Consider the following 18,510-nt stretch of genomic DNA (forward strand, 5'->3'; position numbering starts at 1 on the left):
TGGTAGCGCTCCGAGTGTAGGGGGCGGCGCGTCCGCGGCCCAACCCCTCATGCCTCCCGACCGGGCTGCGGGCGCGCCATGTCTCATCACAGATGGAGGTTCTCGTTGAAGGACGGTTTCCGGACCATACCGCTCGACCGGATCGAGGTTCCCGAACGCCTGCGGGCGGTCGACGAGGACCATGCGCTCGTGATCTCCACGTCGATCGCCGAGCATGGTCTTCTCAACCCGATCACGGTGCAGGGCACGGCCGACGCCTACCGGCTGCTCGCGGGCGCACACAGGCTGCGCGCCGTCGAGCTGCTGGACTGGCAGGAAGTCGATGCGTTCGTGACGAGCGCCGACGGCGAGGAAACCCTGCTGATCGAGATCGCGGAGAACCTGCACCGCAACGAATTGTCCGCCCTGGAGCGCGCCATCTTCGTGATGAAGTACCGCGAGACCTGGGAGCGCAAGCACGGGAAGATCAACGCCAAGGGTGGGCGGCCGAAAAACCGGGCCAACTTGACCCAGTTTCTCAATGAGCACCTGGGAACCGGCTTCAAGGCGCATGTCGCCGAGCGGCTGGGCCTCAGCGAGAGCGCGATCAAGCGCGCGCAGTATATCGGCGCGCGGCTCCGTCCCGAGCTGCGCCAAGCACTGGCTGGGACGGAGCACGCAGACAATCAGAGCCTGCTCAAGAAGCTGGCGGCGCTGGAGCCAGATGCGCAGCGCACGGTGGCGAAGTCCTATGCGGCCAAGCCCGACATCAAGGCCGCGCTGGCCCAAGTCTCCGGCCGGCCGCGCGCGACGGCCGACGATCCGCTCGCGAAGCTCAAGCGGATTTGGCGCCATGTGCCGACCGCGACGAAGCGCGCCTTTCTGGAGCAGCTTGCCGAGAGCGGCGAGATCAATGAGCTGATCGGGGAGCTCTAGATGGCACGGGACCGCCGCGACAGGGGCACGCTGGACCTTCTTGCCTGGGAGCCACCCGAGCTGGTGCACCGCTTCGACGAGAAGCGGGTCCGGTCGTCGTCTATGCGCGCACGGATCGCCCAGGCGGTCTCGGAGACCTGCAAGGAAAGCGGCCGGACGCGGGATGAGATCGCGGAGGCGATGAGCGCCTGGCTCGGCGAGGACGTCAGCCGGGCGATGCTCGACGCCTATGCGAGCCCCGCGCGCGAGGCCCACACCATCTCCTATCTGCGCCTCCTGGCGCTCGTCCACGTCACCGGCGACATCCGCCTGCTCCAGATGGGCGCGGAGATCTTCGGGCAGTCGGTGGTCGAGGATCGATGGTTGCCCTGGGTGGAGGTCGGCCAACTCGCCGACCGGCGGGACGAGATCAATGGCGCGTTCGATGCGGCACGGCGTGCGGCCAGGAGGGGGGCGCGCGGATGATGCGATCGACGCTCACACAGGAGTGGTTCACGGCGGCGGAGCTGGCGGAGTTGACGCTGCCGGGGATGCCGAAGACCAAACGTGGCGTGCAGTTGATGGCGCACAGAGATGGCTGGACCTCCGACGAGCGGCAATGGTCCGACGATGCACCGCACGGTGTCTGGCGCGAACGGTCAGGTCGGGGCGGCGGAATCGAGCTGCATTTCTCCGTCCTCCCGGCGCGTGCCCGTGCCCGTGTAGCACGGATGTACTCGACCGGCCCCACGGTCGTGCAGCCCGAGCGGCCGGTGCAGTCGACGCAAGACCTGTGGGACCGGTGGGAGGCGCTTTCGGAGAGCCGGCGCAACAAGGCGCTGGAGAAACTCGCCATCGTCGAGCAGGTGCGCTCCCTGGAGGCGGCCGGAACCGCGAAGGAACTGGCAATCGATCTGGTTTGCGAGCCGCAGGGGATCGCGTCGAGCACCTATTGGGGATGGGAGCGGCGGATTGCCGGCGCGTCGCGCGCGGACTGGGCGCCGCTGCTCGCCGATCAGCGCGTCGGCCGCACCGCGACTGCCGGCTGCCACCCGCAGGCCTGGGACATGATCAAGGCGGATTATCTGCGCCCCGAGCAGCCGGCATTCTCCGCCTGCTACCGGCGCATGACGGAGGCGGCGGCCGAGCATGGCTGGTCGCCCATACCGTCTGAGAAGACCCTCAAGCGCCGGCTGGAACGGGAGGTACCGCGCGGGGCGCGGGTGCTGGCGCGCGGCGGGCGCGACGCGGCCTCGAAGATCCTGCCCGCGCAAACACGCGACCGCTCCGTGTTCCACGCCATGGAAGCGATCAACGGCGATGGGCACCGCTTCGACGTGTTCGTGCGCTGGCCGGATGGCGAGATCGAACGGCCCGTCATGGTCGCCTTCCAGGATCTCTATTCCGGCATGATCGTCGGCCACCGGATCGAGCGTTCGGAAAGCTGGCCGCTCGTGCGCGCCGCCTTTGCCGACATGATGGAGAGCTTCGGGATCCCCGAGCACTGCTATCTCGACAATGGCCGGGCCTTCGCCTCGAAGATGATGACCGGGCGCATGAAGACCCGGTTCCGCTTCAAGGTAAAGCAGGACGAGCCGGAGGGGCTGCTCACGCGCCTCGGTGTCCAGGTGCACTGGACCACGCCCTATCACGGCCAGGCCAAGCCCATAGAACGCGCCTTCCGCGATCTCTGCGAGGAGATCGCCAAGCACCCCGCCTGCGCCGGTGCCTATACCGGCAACAAACCGGATGCCAAGCCCGCCAATTACGGCTCGAAGGCCATACCGTTCGAGAGCTTCGAGGCGCTGGTCGCCAAGGAGATCGCGCGGCACAACACGCGCACCGGCCGGCGCACGGCCATCGCGCGCGGCCGGTCCTTCGCCGACGTGTTCGCGGAGAGCATGGCCGCGCCCGACACGATCGTCACGCACGCCGTGCCGCAACAGCTCCGGCTGTTCCTGATGGCGGCAGAAGGCGTGACCGCGCGCAAGCCCTCTGGCGAGATCCATCTCGGCGGGAACCGCTATTGGGCGGAGCCGCTGGTAGAGGTCGCCGGGCGCAAGGCCATTGTGCGCTTCGACCCGCAGGACCTCCTGCGCCCGGTGGCCGTCTACAGCCTCGACGGACGCTTCATTGCTGAGGCCGAATGCATCGACGCCAGCGGCTTCAACGACATGGACGCGGCACGCGATCACGCGCGCAAGCGGCGCCAGTGGCTCAAGGCGCAGCGCGAACTGCTGGACCTCGAGCGGCGCATGACCATCGACCAGGTCGCGGAGCTCCTGCCGGAGGCCGAACCGGCCCAAGCGCCAGAGCCCCCGCGCGTGGTGCGCATGGTGGCCAACGGCACGACCGGCCAGGCCGAGCCTGTGGAAGAGATGACCGCCGAGCGGGCGGCGACGAGTTTCGGGAGGGCGGTTCGCGCGGCGGCGGCGGAAACGGCCGACGTGCTGGCCTTCCCGGAAAAAGAGAGGGACGCCGGGTGAACGGCGCCCCCATGAAGTCAATTCAAGCAAGGGAAAACTCACATGACGGCAACGAAAACGCAAGAGTGGCCAGCTCCGCGCTACACGCCCGATATCGCGGAGGAGGACCGCAAGGCCTGGACCGAACTCACCGGGCGCATGGCCGCGGTCGCGGCGCGCTATGGCTGGTCGAAATCGGAGGTCGCGCGCCGGTCGGGCATCGCCACCGGCACGCTGTCGCAGTGGTATGACGGCAATTATGCCGGCAGCTTCGCCAACGTCTCCATCAAGGTCTCCCGCTGGCTGGAGAGCGTGGCGGAAGTCGCCGCGACGGCGGCCCGGATCCCCAGGGCGCCCGGCTATGTGGCCACGCCGACCTCGCGCGAGCTCTCCGACATGCTGCTCTATGCACAGACGCTCGGCGAAATGGCGGTGGTGACGCTCGGCGCCGGCATGGGCAAGACCATGACGGCCCGCCACTATGTGGAGACCCGGCCGCACGCCTTTCTCGTCACAATGCGCCCGACCACGTCCAGCGTGCACGGCATGCTGGTCGAGCTCTCCCAGGCGCTCGACGTCAATGAGCGCAATCCCGGCCGGCTCGACCGGGCGCTCGGCGAGAAGCTGCGCCGCAACGGGCGCGAGACGCTGCTGATCGTCGACGAGGCGCAGCATCTCTCCGACCAGGCGGTCAACGAGCTGCGTTATTTCCTGGACGAATATGGCTGCGGCATCGCGCTGCTCGGCAATGAGGAGCTCTATGGCCGCTTCGGCGGGCACAAGGCGGTCCCGGCCTATGCCCAGATCCACAGGCGCATCGGCAAGCGGCTGCGCCGGCTGCAACCGCTTGACGACGATGTCGGCGCGCTGATCGCCGCCTGGGGGATCGCGGACGAGACGGTGACGAAGCTCGCCCGCGCGCTCGGCCGCAAGCCCGGTGCGTTGAGCCAGATCTCCAAGACCCTGCAGCTCGCCGGGATGTATGCCGCCGGCGAGGAACGGGCCGTCACGGCGGCGGACGTCAAGGCCGCTTGGGCGGATCGCGGCGGAGAGGAGCTTTGACATGCTGAGCCACGCTCTCGAGGCCCTGCGCGACCGGTTTCGCGACTATGAGCAGGACGGCATGGCGATGGAGCCGGAGGCCGTCCGCACCGTCGTCGCCTCGCTCACGGCCTTTCAGATCGAAGCCCGGAACATGGAGGAGATGCTCCGGGGCGAACGCGGTCATGTCGTGTCGTTCCCCGGCCGGCAGAAGGCGGCACCGACCGCCGGAGGAGGCGACGATGCAGCCTGAACCGATCACCTGCCGGCTGATCGTGGAAGCCGTTGCGGAGTTTTACGGCCTCTCGATCGTCGACCTCCTGTCGCACCGCCGGCCGCAAAGGGTCACGCGGGCGCGGCAGGTGGCGATGTGGGCCGCGAAACGGCTCACGACACGGTCCCTCACCGATATCGGCCGGTTTGTCGGCGGTCGCGATCACGCAACAGTCTCGCATGCCGTGCGCGTCGTCGACGAGCTGCGCGAGCGCGATGCCGACTTCCGGCAACAGACCGACGATGTGGTCCTGGCCGTGGAGGCCACGGCGCGGACGCTGGCACGGTTTCATGCGAACGGGCCGGAGGACGTCGATCCCGTCGCCGTTGCAAGGCGGATCCTCGCCACGCCGCGTGGCGTGCCCATTGTGTCGATCCCCGAGATCACGGCGCTCGCCAGTGCGGTGTCCGCGCAGGAGTTGACAGACAGCTCCAAGATGATGACCGGCCCCATGAAGAGGTTCCGGTCCGAGCCTCGGGACAGGGAATCCGAATTCGATCTCTACCGCGCTGTGGCTGAGGTGCTTGAGGCCGACCGCGCCCTCAAGCAGGCGCAATGGACCCATGGCGAGCGCGGCGCTCAAGCACGCCTCGACCGGGGCTTGAAGGCCCTTCGCGAGACTTTCGAAAGGGAGACTGAACATGTCGACTGAAACCACCACCACACCGGCCGACGACGGCACCGTCATGGTGTCCGGGAAGGCCTACATGCCCGACGCCAAGGGCGCGCTCGTGCCGGTGGAGACCATCAAGCCCGCCGTGAAGCTGGAGGACGAGCTCGTGCGCAAGATCCACGGCTACGCCGCCGAGCTCTCAGCCCAGATCGCCCGCTTCAAGGGGCACTGCTTCGAGGATCTGGGCAGCTTCGAGGCGCTGCTCGCCCAGGAATACGGCGCCACGAAGGGCGGCGCGAAGGGCAACAAGTCCTTCATGACGTTCGATGGCACCAGGAAGGTGAGTGTCCAGGTCTCCGACCTCATCGAGTTCGGACCGCAGCTCCAGGTCGCCAAAAGCCTTGTCGACGAGTGCCTGGCGGAATGGTCGGAGGATGCGCGTAGCGAGATCCGCGCCATCGTCACGCGCGCCTTCAATGTCGACAAGGAGGGCCAGATCAACCGGGCGGAGCTCTTCATGCTGCTTCGGATGGAGATCGAGGACGCCCGCTGGCAGCAGGCCATGCAGGCGATCCGCGACGCGATCCGCGTCGTCGGCTCCAAGGTCTATATCCGCTTTTACGAGCGAGACCGGCCAGACGATCAATGGCGCGCCATCACCATCGATCTCGCCAAGGCGTGAGGGAGGCGGAGATGCTCGACGTTCTGGCACGAACGATCGCGGTTGGCGCGCTGCTTGGGGGCTCGCTCGCACCGTCTTTTGCCGAGACGGTTGGCGGGGAGCGCATCCGCATCGTCGACGGCGATACCATCGCGATCGGCGATCAACGCATGCGGCTGCTCGACATCGACACGCCTGAGATCGACAGCCCGCGCTGCGACGTGGAGGAGGATCTCGGTCACCTCGCGGCGGAGCGTCTTTCCCGGCTGATCGCCGACCGGCTGGTCGTGATCGACCGCTCGGGCACGCATGACCGGTGGGGCCGGCCTCTCGTGCGTCTGATCGTTGGCGACGAGGATATCGGCGACATCCTCGTGCGCGAGGGGCTGGCGGTGCGCTGGGAGCCCGGACGCGAGGCCTGGGAGGCTCGCGCCCGGCATTGGTGCGGCGACGACTGGAGGGCGGAGGAATGACCGCGACCGTCACCAAGGCGCAGATCGGCGCGATCCATGCGCTCAAGGCGCGTGCCGGCCTCGACGAGGAGGCCTATCGCGACATGCTGGAGACGCGCACGGGCAAGCGCTCGTCGACGGCGCTCTCGCGGGCCGAGGCGATCGCGGTGATCGACCATCTCAAGCTGGTCTCGAACAGGCCCGGACACGGTGTCGAGGCCGCTCCGAAGCCCGCCCGAGGCGCGCAAGCACTCGACGGGCCCTATGCCGGGGTCTGCCGGGCGCTGTGGATCTCTGCCTGGAACCTCGGCCTCGTGCGCGACCGCACCGACCGGGCCCTGGTGTCCTTCGTGCGCCGCCAGACCGGAATCGACCATCTCAACTGGGTCCGCGATCCGATGGACGCGCGGCAGGCGATCGAGGCGCTCAAGAGCTGGATCGCACGCGAGGCCAATGTTGTATGGGATCTGCCGGCGGCCGAGCGGCGCAGTCTTGGCCTGTCGCCCGCCCGCTGGCGCAAGATTGCCGTGGTCGATGCGCAGCGCCGCCGGCTCCATGTGCTCGGCCGGCCGGCAGACCTTCCCCAATCGTTCCACGACTTGAGCGACACCGAACTCGACGATCTGGCCTCCGAGCTCGGGCGGGCGATCCGCCGATCGGCGCGCCAGGGGAGCGCATGATGGGCAGGCGGCGCTGCGCATCGACCACGGCAATCTTGCGCGGTATCCGCTTTCAGGAGGAGGCCGCGTGATGACGGGGGCGCCGGCCAGGACGGAGGCGTTGCCTCTCCTCCATTGGGAGGACCTGGCCGAGATCGAGCGGATCCGAAGCGAGCGGGACGCGATCTGCGCGCGCATGGCGCGCCTGCCGCTCCACAGCCATCGCCGTGTCGTGCTCCAGGCGCGCCTGGCCGAGCTCACGGCGCGCCAGTTGAAGCTCGAGCTGAAAGTCAGGGGTGCATCGTGACGGGCTACGGCTGGCTGCCCTCCATCCTCGCCGAGATCGCCGAGACGGCCGGCCTGGAGGCCGCGCTCAAGCTCGCCGCCGAACGGGGCGGCACGGAGGTTTACATTCCGGCGGCTTGCAGCGATGATCACTGGCTCGCCGCCTGCGTCGGCCGCGAGGCGGCGGACAGGATCTGCCGGCACTTCGCGAGCGGCCATGGCGGCATCTCGCTGCGCCTGCCGCTCGGGCCCCAGGGCTCCATCGCGGAGATGAGGCGGATTGCCGACCGCATGATCGCGGAAGGCCGGCCGACGAGCGAGATCGCCCGAGCGGTGGGGTACACCAGCCGCACCGTGGAGCGACGCCGGGCGCGACTACGTTCGCGCCACGACCCGAGACAGGGTAGTCTCTTCTGAGCTACATGTTCGCTCGGGGGGAAATCATGAGGATCATACTGGTGGCGCTGCTGCTGGCGTCGACATCCCTTGTCTTGGCTGCACAGGAGCAGATGTGGGTAACGTCTGACGATCTGAACCGAAGGACCTGCCCGGCGGTCTCTTGCGGCATTGTGGGCACCCTGATGTTCCGCGAGTCCGCCCAAGTTTTCGAGAGGAAGGCGGACTGGGTTCGCATTACGCAGTACTACGACGCATCGTGCAAGGGAGGCCGCTCCGAATATGTCGCCTCCGGCAATGCGGCCTGTGTGCCATCCAACGGCATCGAGGACGGCCGCTTTGCCGAGTGGGTTTCCGCAAAGTATCTGTCGGCCCGCCGTCCAGCCGATCCCGCCGAGAATGCCCAGGGCACGGCGAAGCTAATCGGCCATTCGGACGATTTCGCCATTCATCAAGACGAATTCGTGAAGGCCACCGAACGCCTCTTGGCGTCTGGAACCTGTACGGCAAAGGACCTCACGGATGTGGGCGGATGGATGAGATCCACCAGCAGAGGCAGCGGCGTTTATTTCACCCTCTGCCGTAGCGGCTCCGACAGAATTTACCTCGATATCGAGACTGGCCGGACTTTCCGCTAGCGCTGTATCTCGGTTTGAGATTTGTCTACGGGTGAAGTCTGAGCCTACTATATCCACCTTGCCCGTATAACAACGATATCCCCGAGACGTTCAATAGCTCAGTTGCCAATTGGGCGCACGTTTTCTACGATTTCGACTGGGTATCTGGGGGAATAAATCATGGGATCGGTAGATATACTGAAGTGGGCAGTCATGGTGGGTGCCGTGATTGCGGTGGTGGGAATTGTTGGGTTTCTTAACAGCAGGAAAAAGCGGAGAGAGGCAGAGCAGTATAATGCCGCAATCGAACGGGAACGACAGGCACTCCTGAACGACTCGGACACGGTGTTATCAACGCCGTTGGACCCCGCCAGTTTTGGCTATCGTCCTGTGGGCAGGGAAAATCTGCTCGCAGTGGAGGAAGATACGGCCCGAATGGAACTGAAGAGTTCGGGCACGTACCGCACCCGAGGATCATCCGTTTCCATTCCAATCGTGAAGGGAGTTCGATATCGCGTCGGTAGCGGTTCGGTTCGCACTGAGAAATCGTGGCAAGTGACGGCAACTGGGCGTCTGCTGGTAACAGACAAGGCGGTTGTCTTCGAAAGCCCCGAGAAAAATGAACGAATGACATGGGGTCAGATAGCTGACATAGAGCTATTGATAGACGGCTACCGGATTGCCAAACGGACAGGTCCACCGCGAATATTCGTGGTTGATCCTCCGGATCCGAGGTTTGCGGCAGTTATAGAACTGATGTTGACGCGTGTTGACTAGGTTGCCGGCTTCATTGACCACTGGCAAAGTAGCGTACGCCCCCGACGCCTGTCGGGGGCATTTTCGGGATGGCGCTCGGCTTAAGTCGAACTGATCGACGTGACCGGAGCGCACCCCATGGGCCTTTCCACACCCTCTTTCGACGCGGCGGCGCGCGAGGCCGTCGAGGCCATCGCCATGGAGCGCGGCTTCGAGCCGGCCGCGCTGCTCGCCGTCGCCTGGGTGGAGAGCGCCGGCGTGCCCTTCTGGCGCGTGGATGGCGAGGAGCTGCCGCCCATTCGCTTCGAAGGGCACTATTTCCACCGCATCCTCAAGGGCAAGGCGGACAGGAAGCCCCACCTCCTGGAGCGCGCGGTCGCCGCCGGGCTGGCGCATCCAGACGCCGGCGCGGTGAAGAACCCGTCGAGCTATCGGGCGCGCTACGAGCTGCTCGCTCGTGCCATGGAGATCGATACGGACGCCGCCCTGCGCTCCATCTCCATGGGGCTCGGCCAGGTCATGGGCGACCACTGCCTCAAGCTCGGCTTCAAATCCGTCGAGGCCATGTGGCAGATGGCGCGCTCGGGGCTCGACGGCCAGCTCTGGCTCATGGTGCGCTATATCGAGACCTTCGGGCTCTCCGGGGCGCTGCGCCGGCAGGACTGGCGCGCCTTCGCGAGGGGCTATAACGGCCCGAACTACGCGGCCGGCGGCTATCACACCAAGCTCGCGACAGCCTATCGCAGCTTCGCCCGCCAGACCGACGAGCACGATCTCTCCCGCGACCTCCAGAAGAGCCTCGCCGCCGCCGGCTATCCGGTTGCGGTCGACGGTATTGTCGGGCGCGAGACCAAGGCCGCCATCCGGCGCTTCCAGGAAGACCACGGCCTCGTCGCGGACGGCATTGCCGGGCCGATGACGCGCGATGCGCTCGACCGGGCGCTTGAGGCGAAGGCGGCCGAGCGGCGCAAGAAACAGGCGGCCGGCGTCGCTGGCGGTGCTGTCGCGGTGGGCATGTCGACCGGCGAGGTGGTCTCGGCGGTGCGCCAGGGCAGCGACGTCGCGCAGATGGCGCGGTCGCTCACCGAGGCGGTGGGGATTTCCGGGCTTGTGGCGGGTATCGCCGTCTCGCTCGCGGTCGGCATCGTGGTGTGGCGGATCGTGGCGACCAGGCGCCATGCGGAGGATCCGGCATGACGGGCGGCACCGACACGGCCGCGACACTCCTGGACGAGGTCGAGATCCTGCGTGAGCGGGTGCGCCAGCTCGAGCAGGCTCTCTACGGGTCAGCCAGCCGCATGGAGGAGTACCAGCATCGCCTCGGGCTCACGGTCATGCAGAGCCGTTTACTCGGCGCGTTGATGGCGCGCGAGGTGATGGGCAAGGAAGCGCTCATGATCGCGCTCTATGGCGACCGCAAGCAGGACTGGCCCGACGACAAGACCATCGATATTCACGCCTTCAATCTGCGCCGGAAACTCGCTGTCCACGGCGTCGAGATCCGCACAGTCAGGGGGATCGGCTATGTCCTCGACGATGCCGCGAAGGATCGCGTTCGCCGGATCGTGGGAGCGGAGGCGGCATGATCGCGGCTTTGTTCTCCAAGATCGGCCGCACGGCGACGCTGATCGGAATCGGCATCGCCGTCTTCGCAGGTTCCGTGCTTGCGGCATTCGGCATGGGGCGCCGTGAAGGACATCTGAGTGCCCGTCGCGACGCCTATCGAAACACCCTCAATCACGTAAAGGAGCGCCGAGATGTGGAGGAACGCGTTCGCCGCATGTCTCCTGACGAGCGCCGTCGCCGGCTGCGCAAATGGGCCCGCGACCGATGACTGGTGCCTCAATAGCGAGGCCGATCGCCCGAGCGAGAAGACGATCGACGCGATGAGCGATGCCGAGGTCGCCGAGACCTTGATCCACGACATGTATGGCGCCGGCCGGTGCGGCTGGAGGCCCGGAAACGGGAGCACGGAATGAAGGAGTGCAAAGTGCTGAGCAATCGACTCCACAGGTGGCATCCCTGATGGCGGCGGATATCCAGCCCTGGCTGTCCTCGCTCGCGCTCGTCGTCTCGGTCGCGGGCACGCTCTATGCCTGGATCACGGCGCGCTCGCGGGGCAATGCCGAGCAGATCGCCACACTGGAGAAGCGCGTGAACAAGCACGACCGCCAGCTCGACCAAGTCGAGACCACACTCCAGCACCTGCCGTCGAAGGACATGACCCAGCGCATGGAACTGACATTGTCGGAGGTTCGCGGCGAGATCGCGGTCCTGAGCGAGCGCCTCCAGCCGGTCTCCTCGATTTCCGAGCGACTGCAGGACTTCCTGCTGGAGCAGGCCAAGAAATGAGCATGGACCGCATCATCCGCGAGGAGGCCCGCCTCATCATCCTGCGCGCCCTGGCCGAGCAGGACGACGAGCAGCTCAATTCGGAGCTTTTGCGCGTCACGCTGGAGACCTTCGGGATTTCGCGGATGCGCGCCTGGGTGCACGGGGAGCTCGCCTATCTCGCCGAGATGGGCGCGGTAACCGTGACCGAGGCGGGCTCGGTGCGTGTGGCCCAGCTCACCGAGCTCGGCGCGCGCCACCTCGCCCGCAATGTCGCCATCGAGGGCGTCAAGCGGCCCTCCCGGCCGGAGGCCTGAGCCGATGGCCCGCCACGCCGGACGCGGGCGCCTCTCCGCCATCGAGCAACTGCCGGAGGAGGCCGAGCCCATCGTCGCCTGGGCGATGCAGGAGCTGCGCGCGCGCAAGCACACCCAGGTCGATATCTGCGAGGAATTCAACAAACGCCTCGTCGGACTCGCGGCGGATATGGGCACCGAGATCGAGCCGATCTCCCTGTCGTCCTTCAACCGCTATGCCATCCGTCTCGCCGCCTCCGCCCGCCGGCTGGAGGAGACGCGCGCCATCGCGTCGGCGCTCACCGAACGCCTCGGCCCCGACCAGGCCGACGACCTGACCGTCATGGTGGCGGAGACCATCAAGACGCTGGTCTTCGAGCTCCTCGAAGGCGACGGCGACATCACGCCCAAGGGTACGATGGAGCTCGCCCGCGCCCTGCACTCCGCCGTCTCCGCGCAGTCGGTCTCCAGCGACCGGCGCCGCAAGGTCGAGGCGGAGTTCGCGAAGAAGGCCGAAGACGCCGTCGACAAGGTGGCGGAGGCGCGCGGCCTCACCGCCGAGACGGTCGAGGCGATCAAGGCGAAGATCCTCGGAGTGTCGCAATGAGCGCGGTCGCGGACGCCGAGGCCGGCCCCGTCACGGCCGAGGAATGGGCGGCCCATCGCCGGCGCACCACCCAGGCGCTGCCGGAGCCGCTTGCCGGCAAGGCCCTGCCGGAGATCCTGCTGCCGTATCAGGCGGAGCTGCTGGCGGCGACCTCGGCCCATGCCCTCGTCGTCACGGACAAGTCGCGCCGGATCGGCGCCACCTGGGGCGTCGGCGCGGACGCCGTGCTCACCGCCGGCGCGCAAAAGTCCGCCGGCGGCATGGACGTGCTCTATCTCGGCTACAATCTCGACATGGCGCGGGAGTTCATCGACACCTGCGCCATGTGGGCGAAGGCCTTCGCCCCGGCCTGCTCGGCGGTGGAGGAGTTCCTGTTCGTCGAGCAGGACGCGAACGGCGCGGAACGTGCGATCAAGGCCTTCCGGATCACCTTCGCCTCCGGCTTCGAGATCGCGGCACTGTCGTCCAAACCCCGCTCGCTGCGCGGCCGCCAGGGCTATGTCATCCTTGACGAGTTCGCCTTCCACGACGATGCGGAGGAGCTGCTCAAGGCCGCCATGGCGCTGCTCATCTGGGGCGGCAAGGTGCTCGTCATCTCCACCCACAATGGCGTCGACAACCCGTTCAACCAGTTGATCCAGGAGATCCGCGAAGGCCGCCGGCCAGGCAAGGTGGTGCGCTGCACCTTCGACGACGCGCTGGACCAGGGGCTCTATCAGCGCATCTGCATGGTGACGGGCCGCGACTGGTCGCCGGAGGCGGAGGCGAAATGGCGCGACGAGATCCGCGCCTTTTATGGCGAGGATGCGGCGGAAGAGCTCGACTGCATCCCGAGCCAGGGCTCCGGCGTCTACCTCACCGGGGCGCTGATCGAGGCCTGCATGACGCCGCGCGCGCCGGTCCTGCGGCTCGCTTGCCCCAAGGGCTTCGAGCTGCTCGGCGATGCGGAGCGCGAGTCCGTCGTCGCCGACTGGCTGGCGGAGAATGTCGATCCCTGGCTCAAGCTGCTGACCCAAGACCTCCGGCACTATTACGGCTTCGACTTCGGGCGCTCCGGCGATCTCTCCGTCTTCTGGCCGATCGAGGAAGGGGCGGACCTCGTCCTGCGCGCGCCCTTCATCCTGGAGCTGCGCAACGTTCCCTTCCGGCAACAGGAACAGATCCTGTTCCGCATCGTCGACAGGCTGCCGCGCTTCTCCGGCGGCAAGCATGACGGGCGCGGCAACGGGCAGTTCCTCGCCGAATACGCCCAGCAGCGCTATGGCGCGATGCTCATCGAGGCCGTGATGCTCTCCCAGCCCTGGTATCTGGAGCATGTGCCACGGCTCAAGGCGCGCCTTGAGGACCGCACCATGGCGTTCTCCCGCGATGCCGACGTGAAGAGCGATCTGCGCCAGTTCCGCATGATCCGGGGCGTCCCCATGATCCCGCAGACGGCGGAGACGAAGGGTGCCGATGGCGGCCAGCGCCATGGCGATGCCGGCGTCGCCGCCGTGCTCGCCGTGGCAGCGGCGGAAGACGACACGGTGGCCTATGAGTACACGCCGGCGCGCGTCTCGTCGGCCGACCGCTTCTGGCAGGCGCCGCGCGGCGACCTCGGGCCGGAAAGCTGGCAAACCAAGCGAGGGCTCTGGTGATGGCCGAGCACGTCTCTCCGATCCTCGGCCCCGATGGCCGGCCCGTCCGCCGCAAGCTCCTCATGGAGCCGCAGGCCGAGCCCGAGCTCACCGGCATTCGCAGCGTTTGGACGGAGCCCGTCGCCACCGGCCTCACGCCGGACCGGCTCGCCTCCATCCTGCGCCGCGCCGACGAGGGCGACCTCCACGATTTCCTGATCCTGGCGGAAGAGATCGAGGAGCGCGAGCCGCAATATGCCACCGTGCTCGGCAACCGCCGCCGGGCGCTCACGCTGATCGAACCCACCGTCGTCGCCGCCTCCGACGACAAGCCCGACCAGGAGATCGCCGATGCGGTGCGCGAGCTGATCGCCAGGCCGGACTTCGCCTTCGCCCTGGAGGATCTGACCGACGCGCTCGGCAAGGGCTTCTCCGCGGTGGAGATCGTCTGGGGCACGGAGAAGGGCCGCTGGGTGCCGGCGGAGTATCGCTGGCGCGAGCCGTGGTTCTTCCAGTTCGACCGCCGCACCGGCAAGACGGTCATGCTGCGCGACCAGGGCAACCCGGAAGGTGTGGCCCTCAACCCCTATGGCTTCATGGTCCACCTCGCCCGCCTCAAGACGGGCAAGCCGTGGCGGGCGGGGCTCGCCCGCATCGCGGTGTGGTCCTTCATGCTCAAGGGCTTCACGGCGAAGGACTGGATGGCCTTTCTGGAGGTCTACGGCATCCCCTGGCGCTTGGGCAAATACCGCTCCGGCGCGACGGCGGAGGAGAAGCACACCCTGATGCGCGCGGTGCGCGGCATTGCCGGCGACGCCGCCGCCATCGTGCCGGAGGGCATGGAGATCGAGATCCTCGAGGCCTCCGCCTCGCGCGGCTCCGACGCGTTTGAGAAGAAGTGCCGCTATCTCGACGAGCAGGTCTCCAAGATCGTGCTCGGCCAGACCACGACCACCGACGCAATCTCCGGCGGGCACGCGGTCTCCAAGGAACACCAGGAGGTCCGCCGCGATATCCAGAAGGCGGATGCCCGCAATCTCGCCGCCACCATCAACGCCCAGCTCGTCGAGCCCTTCGTGGCGTTCAATTTCGGGCCGAGGCCAGTCTATCCCCGCGTGGCCCTGCCGGTGCCCGACCCGGAAGACCTCAAGGCGCTGATGGACGCGACGAAGACCTTTGTGAGCCTCGGCGGCAAGGTCGGGATGTCCGTCGTCCGCGACAAGATCGGCTTCGAGGATCCCGACGAGGACGAGGAGCTGCTGGAGCCTCCCGGCCGGAGCGCCCCGGCGGAGGATCCGCAGCCCGTTGAGGCGCGCGCCCGGCACGGCGCCGGCTGCCCGGTCCACGGCCGCACGCTCGCCCGCGAGGAGGCCGAGCCCGACGAGATCGACGATCTGGCCGAGGACGAGCTCGACGCGTGGGAGGAGATCGCCGCGCCGCTCGTCGAGCCGATCATGAGGGCCGTCGAGGAGGCCACGTCCTTCGAGGATCTGGAGGAACGGCTCAAGAGCGTACACCCGGACGGCGAGAGGCTTGCCCGGCGCCTGGCGGTGCTCACGACGATCTCGCGCGGCCTCGGCGATGTGAGCGACTGAGATGAGGGCTGAGAGCTTCCGCACGCCCGCCAATGTCGCGCCCGAGGTCGGGGACTATTTCACGTCCAAGAACCTCAGGCCCGCCTTCTCCTGGCTGGATGTCTGGGGCGAGGAGCACGGCTACGCCTTCACCGTCGCCAAGGCCGTCGAGGAAGACGTGTTGACGAGCTTTCGAGGCTCCATCGAACGCGCGATCGCGAAGGGCCAGGGCTTCGAAAGCTGGAAGGCGGGTATCCAGACCGAGCTCTCCAAGCTCGGCTGGTGGGGCCGGCGCACCGTCGTCGATCCGGTGACCGGCGAGCGCAGCGTGGTGGACTTCTCAAAGCCGCGCCGGCTCAAGACCATCTTCTGGTCGAACATGCGCGCCGCCCGCGCCGCCGGCCAGTGGGAGCGGATCCAGCGCACCAAGGCCGCGTTGCCCTATCTCCTCTATGTCCGCACCACCTCGGCCGAGCCCCGCCAGGAGCATCTCCAGTGGGCCGATACGGTCCTTCCCGTCGACGATCCGTTCTGGAACACGCACTATCCGCCCAATGGCTGGGGCTGCAAATGCGCCGTGCGCCAGATCTCGAGACGAGAGGCCCGCCGGCGCGGCGTTTCCGAACCGCCGGCGGTGGAGACGAAACCCTTCCGCAATCGCCGCACCGGCGAGGTGACGGACGTCCCGGTCGGGATCGATCCGGGCTGGCAGACCAATCCCGGAAAGGCGCGCGCCCGCACATTGCTCCGCAAGACGGTCGAGACGCTCGAGGCCGCCGGCCCGGACCGCGCCCGCGACCAGATCCGCGACCTGTGGGCCGGCCCGCTGCCGGCGGTGGTGACCAAGCTCCCGGAGCGCGTCCACATGCCCGTCGCCGTGGCGCCTGTGCTAGCGGAACAGACGAAATCGCGCAGCTCCCTGGTCGTCGTCTCCAACGACACAGCCGCGCTCAAGACGACAAAGCACAAGTTCGCCCTCGATCGCGTCGGGCTCGTCCAGGAGATGATCGACCGGGGGCGTATCGTGGCCGATGTCCACGATACGTCAGCGCGCAATGTCTATCTCGATATCGAGGGCCAGCTCTGGTTCCTCGCCATCGGCCGATCGCGGGATGGCTATCTCTATGTGCGAACGCTGCACCCGACCAGCCGGCGCCGGATGCTGAAGAAGCTTAAGCAAGCGGGGGAAGAGGAGTAAGCGGCCGGGAGGACGCGACCCCTCCGCGGTGAGACACCGGCACCTTCGATTTCGCACGGCCGCTGGATCACAATGTACATTCGCTCGACGGCGAAAACAACAGTATGCTCTCGGGCGAAACTGAGCGAGATTCAGCCGACCAGAACGGTTGAAACGGAGAACGCGCCATAGGCGAAAAGAACAAATGCAAAAGTAACCAATAGGACCGTCACAATGGCGACGAGGACGGCAGTTCGGGTCAACCACTTTGGTGGGCCGGACAGCTTCGCATCCGCAGAAACCTCTCGCCACTCATACATCGCGTGCCAGGTCACGAGAAACTGGTAGGTGTATGCAATGCCGCTGGCGAATACGGCTGCGATCAATCCCCACACAAACGGCCTCATCGCCGCGAACACTGCGCTCAGAACTGCATCCCCCGTACCCCAAAGTTGCCCGACAAAAGCGAGTAACGCGACAACGGCGCCCGCATTGACGAGAATTGCCGAGCGCAGCGCCACCGTGCCGATATCCACCGTGGCCCGGTCACAGTGAACATAGAGCTCCTTGCGACACTGCCAGGTTTGCTCCTCGCGACGAAGCTTCGCCCTATACCACTCGTTGTCTCGTTCTGAGTCGCTAGTCATCACATCCCTCCAAAGTGCAGGTTGCTAGCCGCGTCCGCGCGCTACGCGCCCAACTGGAGCATAGCCGCTATACCGCGCCTTCCCGTACGGCATACACTGAGGCAGCCTTGTAGCATGCTCGGGAATGTCCAATGACCCGTCGAAAGGGCGAAATCACGAGGAGCCAGATCGACCGGGGCTATCCCTACCAGGTCGAGATCGTCATTCCTCCCAACGGTCTGGGCCGGAAGATCGACGATATCTATACCTTCCTGCGCGAGCGCGGCTATGCCTTCAAGAAGCGCGGCGGGCGCGATCGGCGGACGGAGGGGATCTTCCACACCTCGCGCTATTGCTTCACGTCGATGGAGCACGCCCAGGCCTTTCAGGACAGGTTCGGTTGCCTCTATTCTGGCGAGATCGTCGTCGTGGAGCGGAAACGATAACGGGAGCTGAACCATGTGCGGCCGCGTCTTCTCCAAATCGAGTGCCAGGCAACTCGTCTCCGCATTTGCCGCGGATCGCGCGGCCGAGCGGGAGGGCGGCGACGGTGGCGACGACATTGACGATATCGGCCCGACCTACAACGGCCCGCCGGGGAGAGATTACCCGCTAATCATCGCCGAGCTGGACATGCCGGGCCGCGTGTTCGTGCTGGCGCGCTGGGGGCTGATACCGCGCTGGATGCGCGATCCGAAAGGCGGGCCGAAGCCCATCAACGCCAGGGCGGAGGCGGTGGCCAGCAATGGAATGTTTCGCGCGGCGTATCGCTCGCGGCGCGCGCTGATGCCGGTCGACGGGTTCTTCGAGTGGAAGGCCGTCAAGGGAGAGAAAGCCAAGCAGCCCTATGCCATCGCCATGGCGGACGGCTCGCCCTTCGCGCTCGCCGCGATCTACGAATACTGGCGCGACCCCGCGAGCGGCCTGGAGGTGAAGACCTTCGCGATCGTGACCTGCCGGGCCAACGCGTTGATGGCCGAGATCCATGACCGCATGCCGGTTGTCGTCGCGCCGGAGGACTACGAGCGCTGGCTCGGCTCCGAGGCGGATCCGCGCGACCTGCTCAAGCCGTACCCGCCTGAGCTCATGATCATGTGGCCAATCGCGACGCGGGTGAACAAGCCAGTGAACGACGATCCGTCGATCCTGGACCCGTTGGAGCATAACTAG

25 protein-coding genes are annotated in these 18,510 nt (G+C 66.8%); 24 read left to right on the forward strand and 1 reads right to left on the reverse strand.

What is annotated here, in order from left to right:
- Positions 1-105: 105 nt before the first annotated feature.
- The 22 genes from HW532_RS19015 (at position 106) to HW532_RS19115 (ending at position 16,735) form a co-directional block, all read left to right on the forward strand.
- On the forward strand, positions 106-915 hold the full coding sequence (locus tag HW532_RS19015) for a ParB/RepB/Spo0J family partition protein (RefSeq protein WP_213161973.1): 810 nt from the start codon (positions 106-108) through the stop codon (positions 913-915).
- Entirely contained in the window at positions 916-1,380 is a 465-nt protein-coding gene (locus HW532_RS19020) for a DNA transposition protein (RefSeq protein WP_213161974.1), read from the forward strand.
- Positions 1,377-3,380 carry a transposase domain-containing protein gene (locus HW532_RS19025; RefSeq protein WP_246479305.1) on the forward strand — a complete coding sequence of 668 codons (2,004 nt, stop codon included), beginning with the start codon at positions 1,377-1,379 and terminating at the stop codon, positions 3,378-3,380. The genes HW532_RS19020 and HW532_RS19025 overlap by 4 nt, the downstream gene beginning before the upstream one ends.
- A 42-nt stretch (positions 3,381-3,422) precedes the next feature.
- Positions 3,423-4,421: an AAA family ATPase gene (locus tag HW532_RS19030; RefSeq protein ID WP_213161975.1), complete on the forward strand. Its 999-nt coding sequence runs from the start codon at positions 3,423-3,425 to the stop codon at positions 4,419-4,421.
- A 1-nt stretch (position 4,422) separates the two neighbouring features.
- Positions 4,423-4,653 (forward strand): hypothetical protein, encoded by a 231-nt coding sequence (locus HW532_RS22235; protein ID WP_246479306.1) that lies wholly within the window; start codon positions 4,423-4,425, stop codon positions 4,651-4,653.
- The gene (locus HW532_RS19035; RefSeq protein ID WP_246479307.1) at positions 4,643-5,326 is read left to right on the forward strand and encodes a helix-turn-helix domain-containing protein; all 684 of its coding nucleotides are present in this window, start codon (positions 4,643-4,645) and stop codon (positions 5,324-5,326) included. Before HW532_RS22235 ends, HW532_RS19035 begins: the two co-directional genes overlap by 11 nt.
- Positions 5,316-5,969 carry a DUF3164 family protein gene (locus HW532_RS19040; protein ID WP_213161977.1) on the forward strand — a complete coding sequence of 218 codons (654 nt, stop codon included), beginning with the start codon at positions 5,316-5,318 and terminating at the stop codon, positions 5,967-5,969. The genes HW532_RS19035 and HW532_RS19040 overlap by 11 nt, the downstream gene beginning before the upstream one ends.
- An 11-nt stretch (positions 5,970-5,980) precedes the next feature.
- The gene (locus HW532_RS19045; RefSeq protein ID WP_213161978.1) at positions 5,981-6,421 is read left to right on the forward strand and encodes a thermonuclease family protein; all 441 of its coding nucleotides are present in this window, start codon (positions 5,981-5,983) and stop codon (positions 6,419-6,421) included.
- Positions 6,418-7,080, forward strand: a complete 663-nt coding sequence (locus HW532_RS19050; protein WP_213161979.1) for a regulatory protein GemA — start codon at positions 6,418-6,420, stop codon at positions 7,078-7,080. The genes HW532_RS19045 and HW532_RS19050 overlap by 4 nt, the downstream gene beginning before the upstream one ends.
- Before the next feature lie 70 nt (positions 7,081-7,150).
- Positions 7,151-7,366, forward strand: a complete 216-nt coding sequence (locus HW532_RS19055; protein ID WP_213161980.1) for a hypothetical protein — start codon at positions 7,151-7,153, stop codon at positions 7,364-7,366.
- Positions 7,363-7,761 carry a hypothetical protein gene (locus HW532_RS19060; protein WP_213161981.1) on the forward strand — a complete coding sequence of 133 codons (399 nt, stop codon included), beginning with the start codon at positions 7,363-7,365 and terminating at the stop codon, positions 7,759-7,761. Before HW532_RS19055 ends, HW532_RS19060 begins: the two co-directional genes overlap by 4 nt.
- Positions 7,762-7,787: 26 nt before the next feature.
- Complete coding sequence (locus tag HW532_RS19065) at positions 7,788-8,378, forward strand: SH3 domain-containing protein (RefSeq protein WP_213161982.1); 591 nt, start codon at positions 7,788-7,790, stop codon at positions 8,376-8,378.
- Positions 8,379-8,537: 159 nt separating this feature from the next.
- Positions 8,538-9,134 (forward strand): hypothetical protein, encoded by a 597-nt coding sequence (locus HW532_RS19070; RefSeq protein ID WP_213161983.1) that lies wholly within the window; start codon positions 8,538-8,540, stop codon positions 9,132-9,134.
- Positions 9,135-9,251: 117 nt separating this feature from the next.
- Positions 9,252-10,310, forward strand: a complete 1,059-nt coding sequence (locus HW532_RS19075) for an N-acetylmuramidase domain-containing protein (protein ID WP_213161984.1) — start codon at positions 9,252-9,254, stop codon at positions 10,308-10,310.
- Positions 10,307-10,699 (forward strand): winged helix-turn-helix domain-containing protein, encoded by a 393-nt coding sequence (locus tag HW532_RS19080; RefSeq protein WP_213161985.1) that lies wholly within the window; start codon positions 10,307-10,309, stop codon positions 10,697-10,699. Before HW532_RS19075 ends, HW532_RS19080 begins: the two co-directional genes overlap by 4 nt.
- A complete protein-coding gene (locus HW532_RS19085; protein ID WP_213161872.1) occupies positions 10,696-10,947 on the forward strand; it encodes a hypothetical protein in 252 nt (83 codons plus the stop codon). Before HW532_RS19080 ends, HW532_RS19085 begins: the two co-directional genes overlap by 4 nt.
- Positions 10,948-11,138: 191 nt before the next feature.
- Complete coding sequence (locus HW532_RS19090; protein ID WP_213161986.1) at positions 11,139-11,465, forward strand: DUF2730 family protein; 327 nt, start codon at positions 11,139-11,141, stop codon at positions 11,463-11,465.
- Positions 11,466-11,467: 2 nt separating this feature from the next.
- Positions 11,468-11,761, forward strand: coding sequence for a VpaChn25_0724 family phage protein (locus tag HW532_RS19095; RefSeq protein ID WP_246479308.1), 294 nt, complete (start codon positions 11,468-11,470; stop codon positions 11,759-11,761).
- A 4-nt stretch (positions 11,762-11,765) separates the two neighbouring features.
- Positions 11,766-12,347: a DUF3486 family protein gene (locus HW532_RS19100; protein ID WP_213161988.1), complete on the forward strand. Its 582-nt coding sequence runs from the start codon at positions 11,766-11,768 to the stop codon at positions 12,345-12,347.
- Positions 12,344-13,984, forward strand: a complete 1,641-nt coding sequence (locus HW532_RS19105) for a terminase large subunit domain-containing protein (protein ID WP_213161989.1) — start codon at positions 12,344-12,346, stop codon at positions 13,982-13,984. Before HW532_RS19100 ends, HW532_RS19105 begins: the two co-directional genes overlap by 4 nt.
- Positions 13,984-15,558, forward strand: a complete 1,575-nt coding sequence (locus tag HW532_RS19110) for a DUF935 domain-containing protein (protein WP_213161990.1) — start codon at positions 13,984-13,986, stop codon at positions 15,556-15,558. Before HW532_RS19105 ends, HW532_RS19110 begins: the two co-directional genes overlap by 1 nt.
- Position 15,559: 1 nt before the next feature.
- Entirely contained in the window at positions 15,560-16,735 is a 1,176-nt protein-coding gene (locus HW532_RS19115) for a phage head morphogenesis protein (protein WP_213161991.1), read from the forward strand.
- 131 nt (positions 16,736-16,866) lie between these two features.
- Here the strand turns inward: HW532_RS19115 and HW532_RS19120 are convergent, their stop codons facing one another.
- Positions 16,867-17,361: a hypothetical protein gene (locus tag HW532_RS19120; protein ID WP_213161992.1), complete on the reverse strand. Its 495-nt coding sequence runs from the start codon at positions 17,359-17,361 to the stop codon at positions 16,867-16,869.
- A 131-nt stretch (positions 17,362-17,492) separates the two neighbouring features.
- On the opposite strand from HW532_RS19120, the gene HW532_RS19125 reads away from it, so the two are divergent.
- Complete coding sequence (locus tag HW532_RS19125; protein WP_213161993.1) at positions 17,493-17,786, forward strand: hypothetical protein; 294 nt, start codon at positions 17,493-17,495, stop codon at positions 17,784-17,786.
- Between the two features lie 13 nt (positions 17,787-17,799).
- Positions 17,800-18,510 (forward strand): SOS response-associated peptidase, encoded by a 711-nt coding sequence (locus HW532_RS19130; RefSeq protein ID WP_213161994.1) that lies wholly within the window; start codon positions 17,800-17,802, stop codon positions 18,508-18,510.

Origin of the sequence: Kaustia mangrovi (genome assembly GCF_015482775.1) — a bacterium.
Lineage (GTDB): Bacteria > Pseudomonadota > Alphaproteobacteria > Rhizobiales > Im1 > Kaustia > Kaustia mangrovi.

Coding starts and splice junctions, on each gene's coding strand:
- HW532_RS19125 (WP_213161993.1), top strand. CDS start 17,493: ATGACCCGTCGAAAGGGCGAAATCACGAGGAGCCAGATCGACCGGGGC.
- HW532_RS19110 (WP_213161990.1), top strand. CDS start 13,984: ATGGCCGAGCACGTCTCTCCGATCCTCGGCCCCGATGGCCGGCCCGTC.
- HW532_RS19095 (WP_246479308.1), top strand. CDS start 11,468: ATGGACCGCATCATCCGCGAGGAGGCCCGCCTCATCATCCTGCGCGCC.
- HW532_RS19020 (WP_213161974.1), top strand. CDS start 916: ATGGCACGGGACCGCCGCGACAGGGGCACGCTGGACCTTCTTGCCTGG.
- HW532_RS19120 (WP_213161992.1), bottom strand. CDS start 17,361: ATGACTAGCGACTCAGAACGAGACAACGAGTGGTATAGGGCGAAGCTT.
- HW532_RS19065 (WP_213161982.1), top strand. CDS start 7,788: ATGAGGATCATACTGGTGGCGCTGCTGCTGGCGTCGACATCCCTTGTC.
- HW532_RS19105 (WP_213161989.1), top strand. CDS start 12,344: ATGAGCGCGGTCGCGGACGCCGAGGCCGGCCCCGTCACGGCCGAGGAA.
- HW532_RS19045 (WP_213161978.1), top strand. CDS start 5,981: ATGCTCGACGTTCTGGCACGAACGATCGCGGTTGGCGCGCTGCTTGGG.
- HW532_RS19100 (WP_213161988.1), top strand. CDS start 11,766: ATGGCCCGCCACGCCGGACGCGGGCGCCTCTCCGCCATCGAGCAACTG.
- HW532_RS19080 (WP_213161985.1), top strand. CDS start 10,307: ATGACGGGCGGCACCGACACGGCCGCGACACTCCTGGACGAGGTCGAG.
- HW532_RS19075 (WP_213161984.1), top strand. CDS start 9,252: ATGGGCCTTTCCACACCCTCTTTCGACGCGGCGGCGCGCGAGGCCGTC.
- HW532_RS19040 (WP_213161977.1), top strand. CDS start 5,316: ATGTCGACTGAAACCACCACCACACCGGCCGACGACGGCACCGTCATG.
- HW532_RS19130 (WP_213161994.1), top strand. CDS start 17,800: ATGTGCGGCCGCGTCTTCTCCAAATCGAGTGCCAGGCAACTCGTCTCC.
- HW532_RS19030 (WP_213161975.1), top strand. CDS start 3,423: ATGACGGCAACGAAAACGCAAGAGTGGCCAGCTCCGCGCTACACGCCC.
- HW532_RS19085 (WP_213161872.1), top strand. CDS start 10,696: ATGATCGCGGCTTTGTTCTCCAAGATCGGCCGCACGGCGACGCTGATC.
- HW532_RS19090 (WP_213161986.1), top strand. CDS start 11,139: ATGGCGGCGGATATCCAGCCCTGGCTGTCCTCGCTCGCGCTCGTCGTC.
- HW532_RS19035 (WP_246479307.1), top strand. CDS start 4,643: ATGCAGCCTGAACCGATCACCTGCCGGCTGATCGTGGAAGCCGTTGCG.
- HW532_RS19115 (WP_213161991.1), top strand. CDS start 15,560: ATGAGGGCTGAGAGCTTCCGCACGCCCGCCAATGTCGCGCCCGAGGTC.
- HW532_RS19025 (WP_246479305.1), top strand. CDS start 1,377: ATGATGCGATCGACGCTCACACAGGAGTGGTTCACGGCGGCGGAGCTG.
- HW532_RS19055 (WP_213161980.1), top strand. CDS start 7,151: ATGACGGGGGCGCCGGCCAGGACGGAGGCGTTGCCTCTCCTCCATTGG.
- HW532_RS19070 (WP_213161983.1), top strand. CDS start 8,538: ATGGGATCGGTAGATATACTGAAGTGGGCAGTCATGGTGGGTGCCGTG.
- HW532_RS22235 (WP_246479306.1), top strand. CDS start 4,423: ATGCTGAGCCACGCTCTCGAGGCCCTGCGCGACCGGTTTCGCGACTAT.
- HW532_RS19050 (WP_213161979.1), top strand. CDS start 6,418: ATGACCGCGACCGTCACCAAGGCGCAGATCGGCGCGATCCATGCGCTC.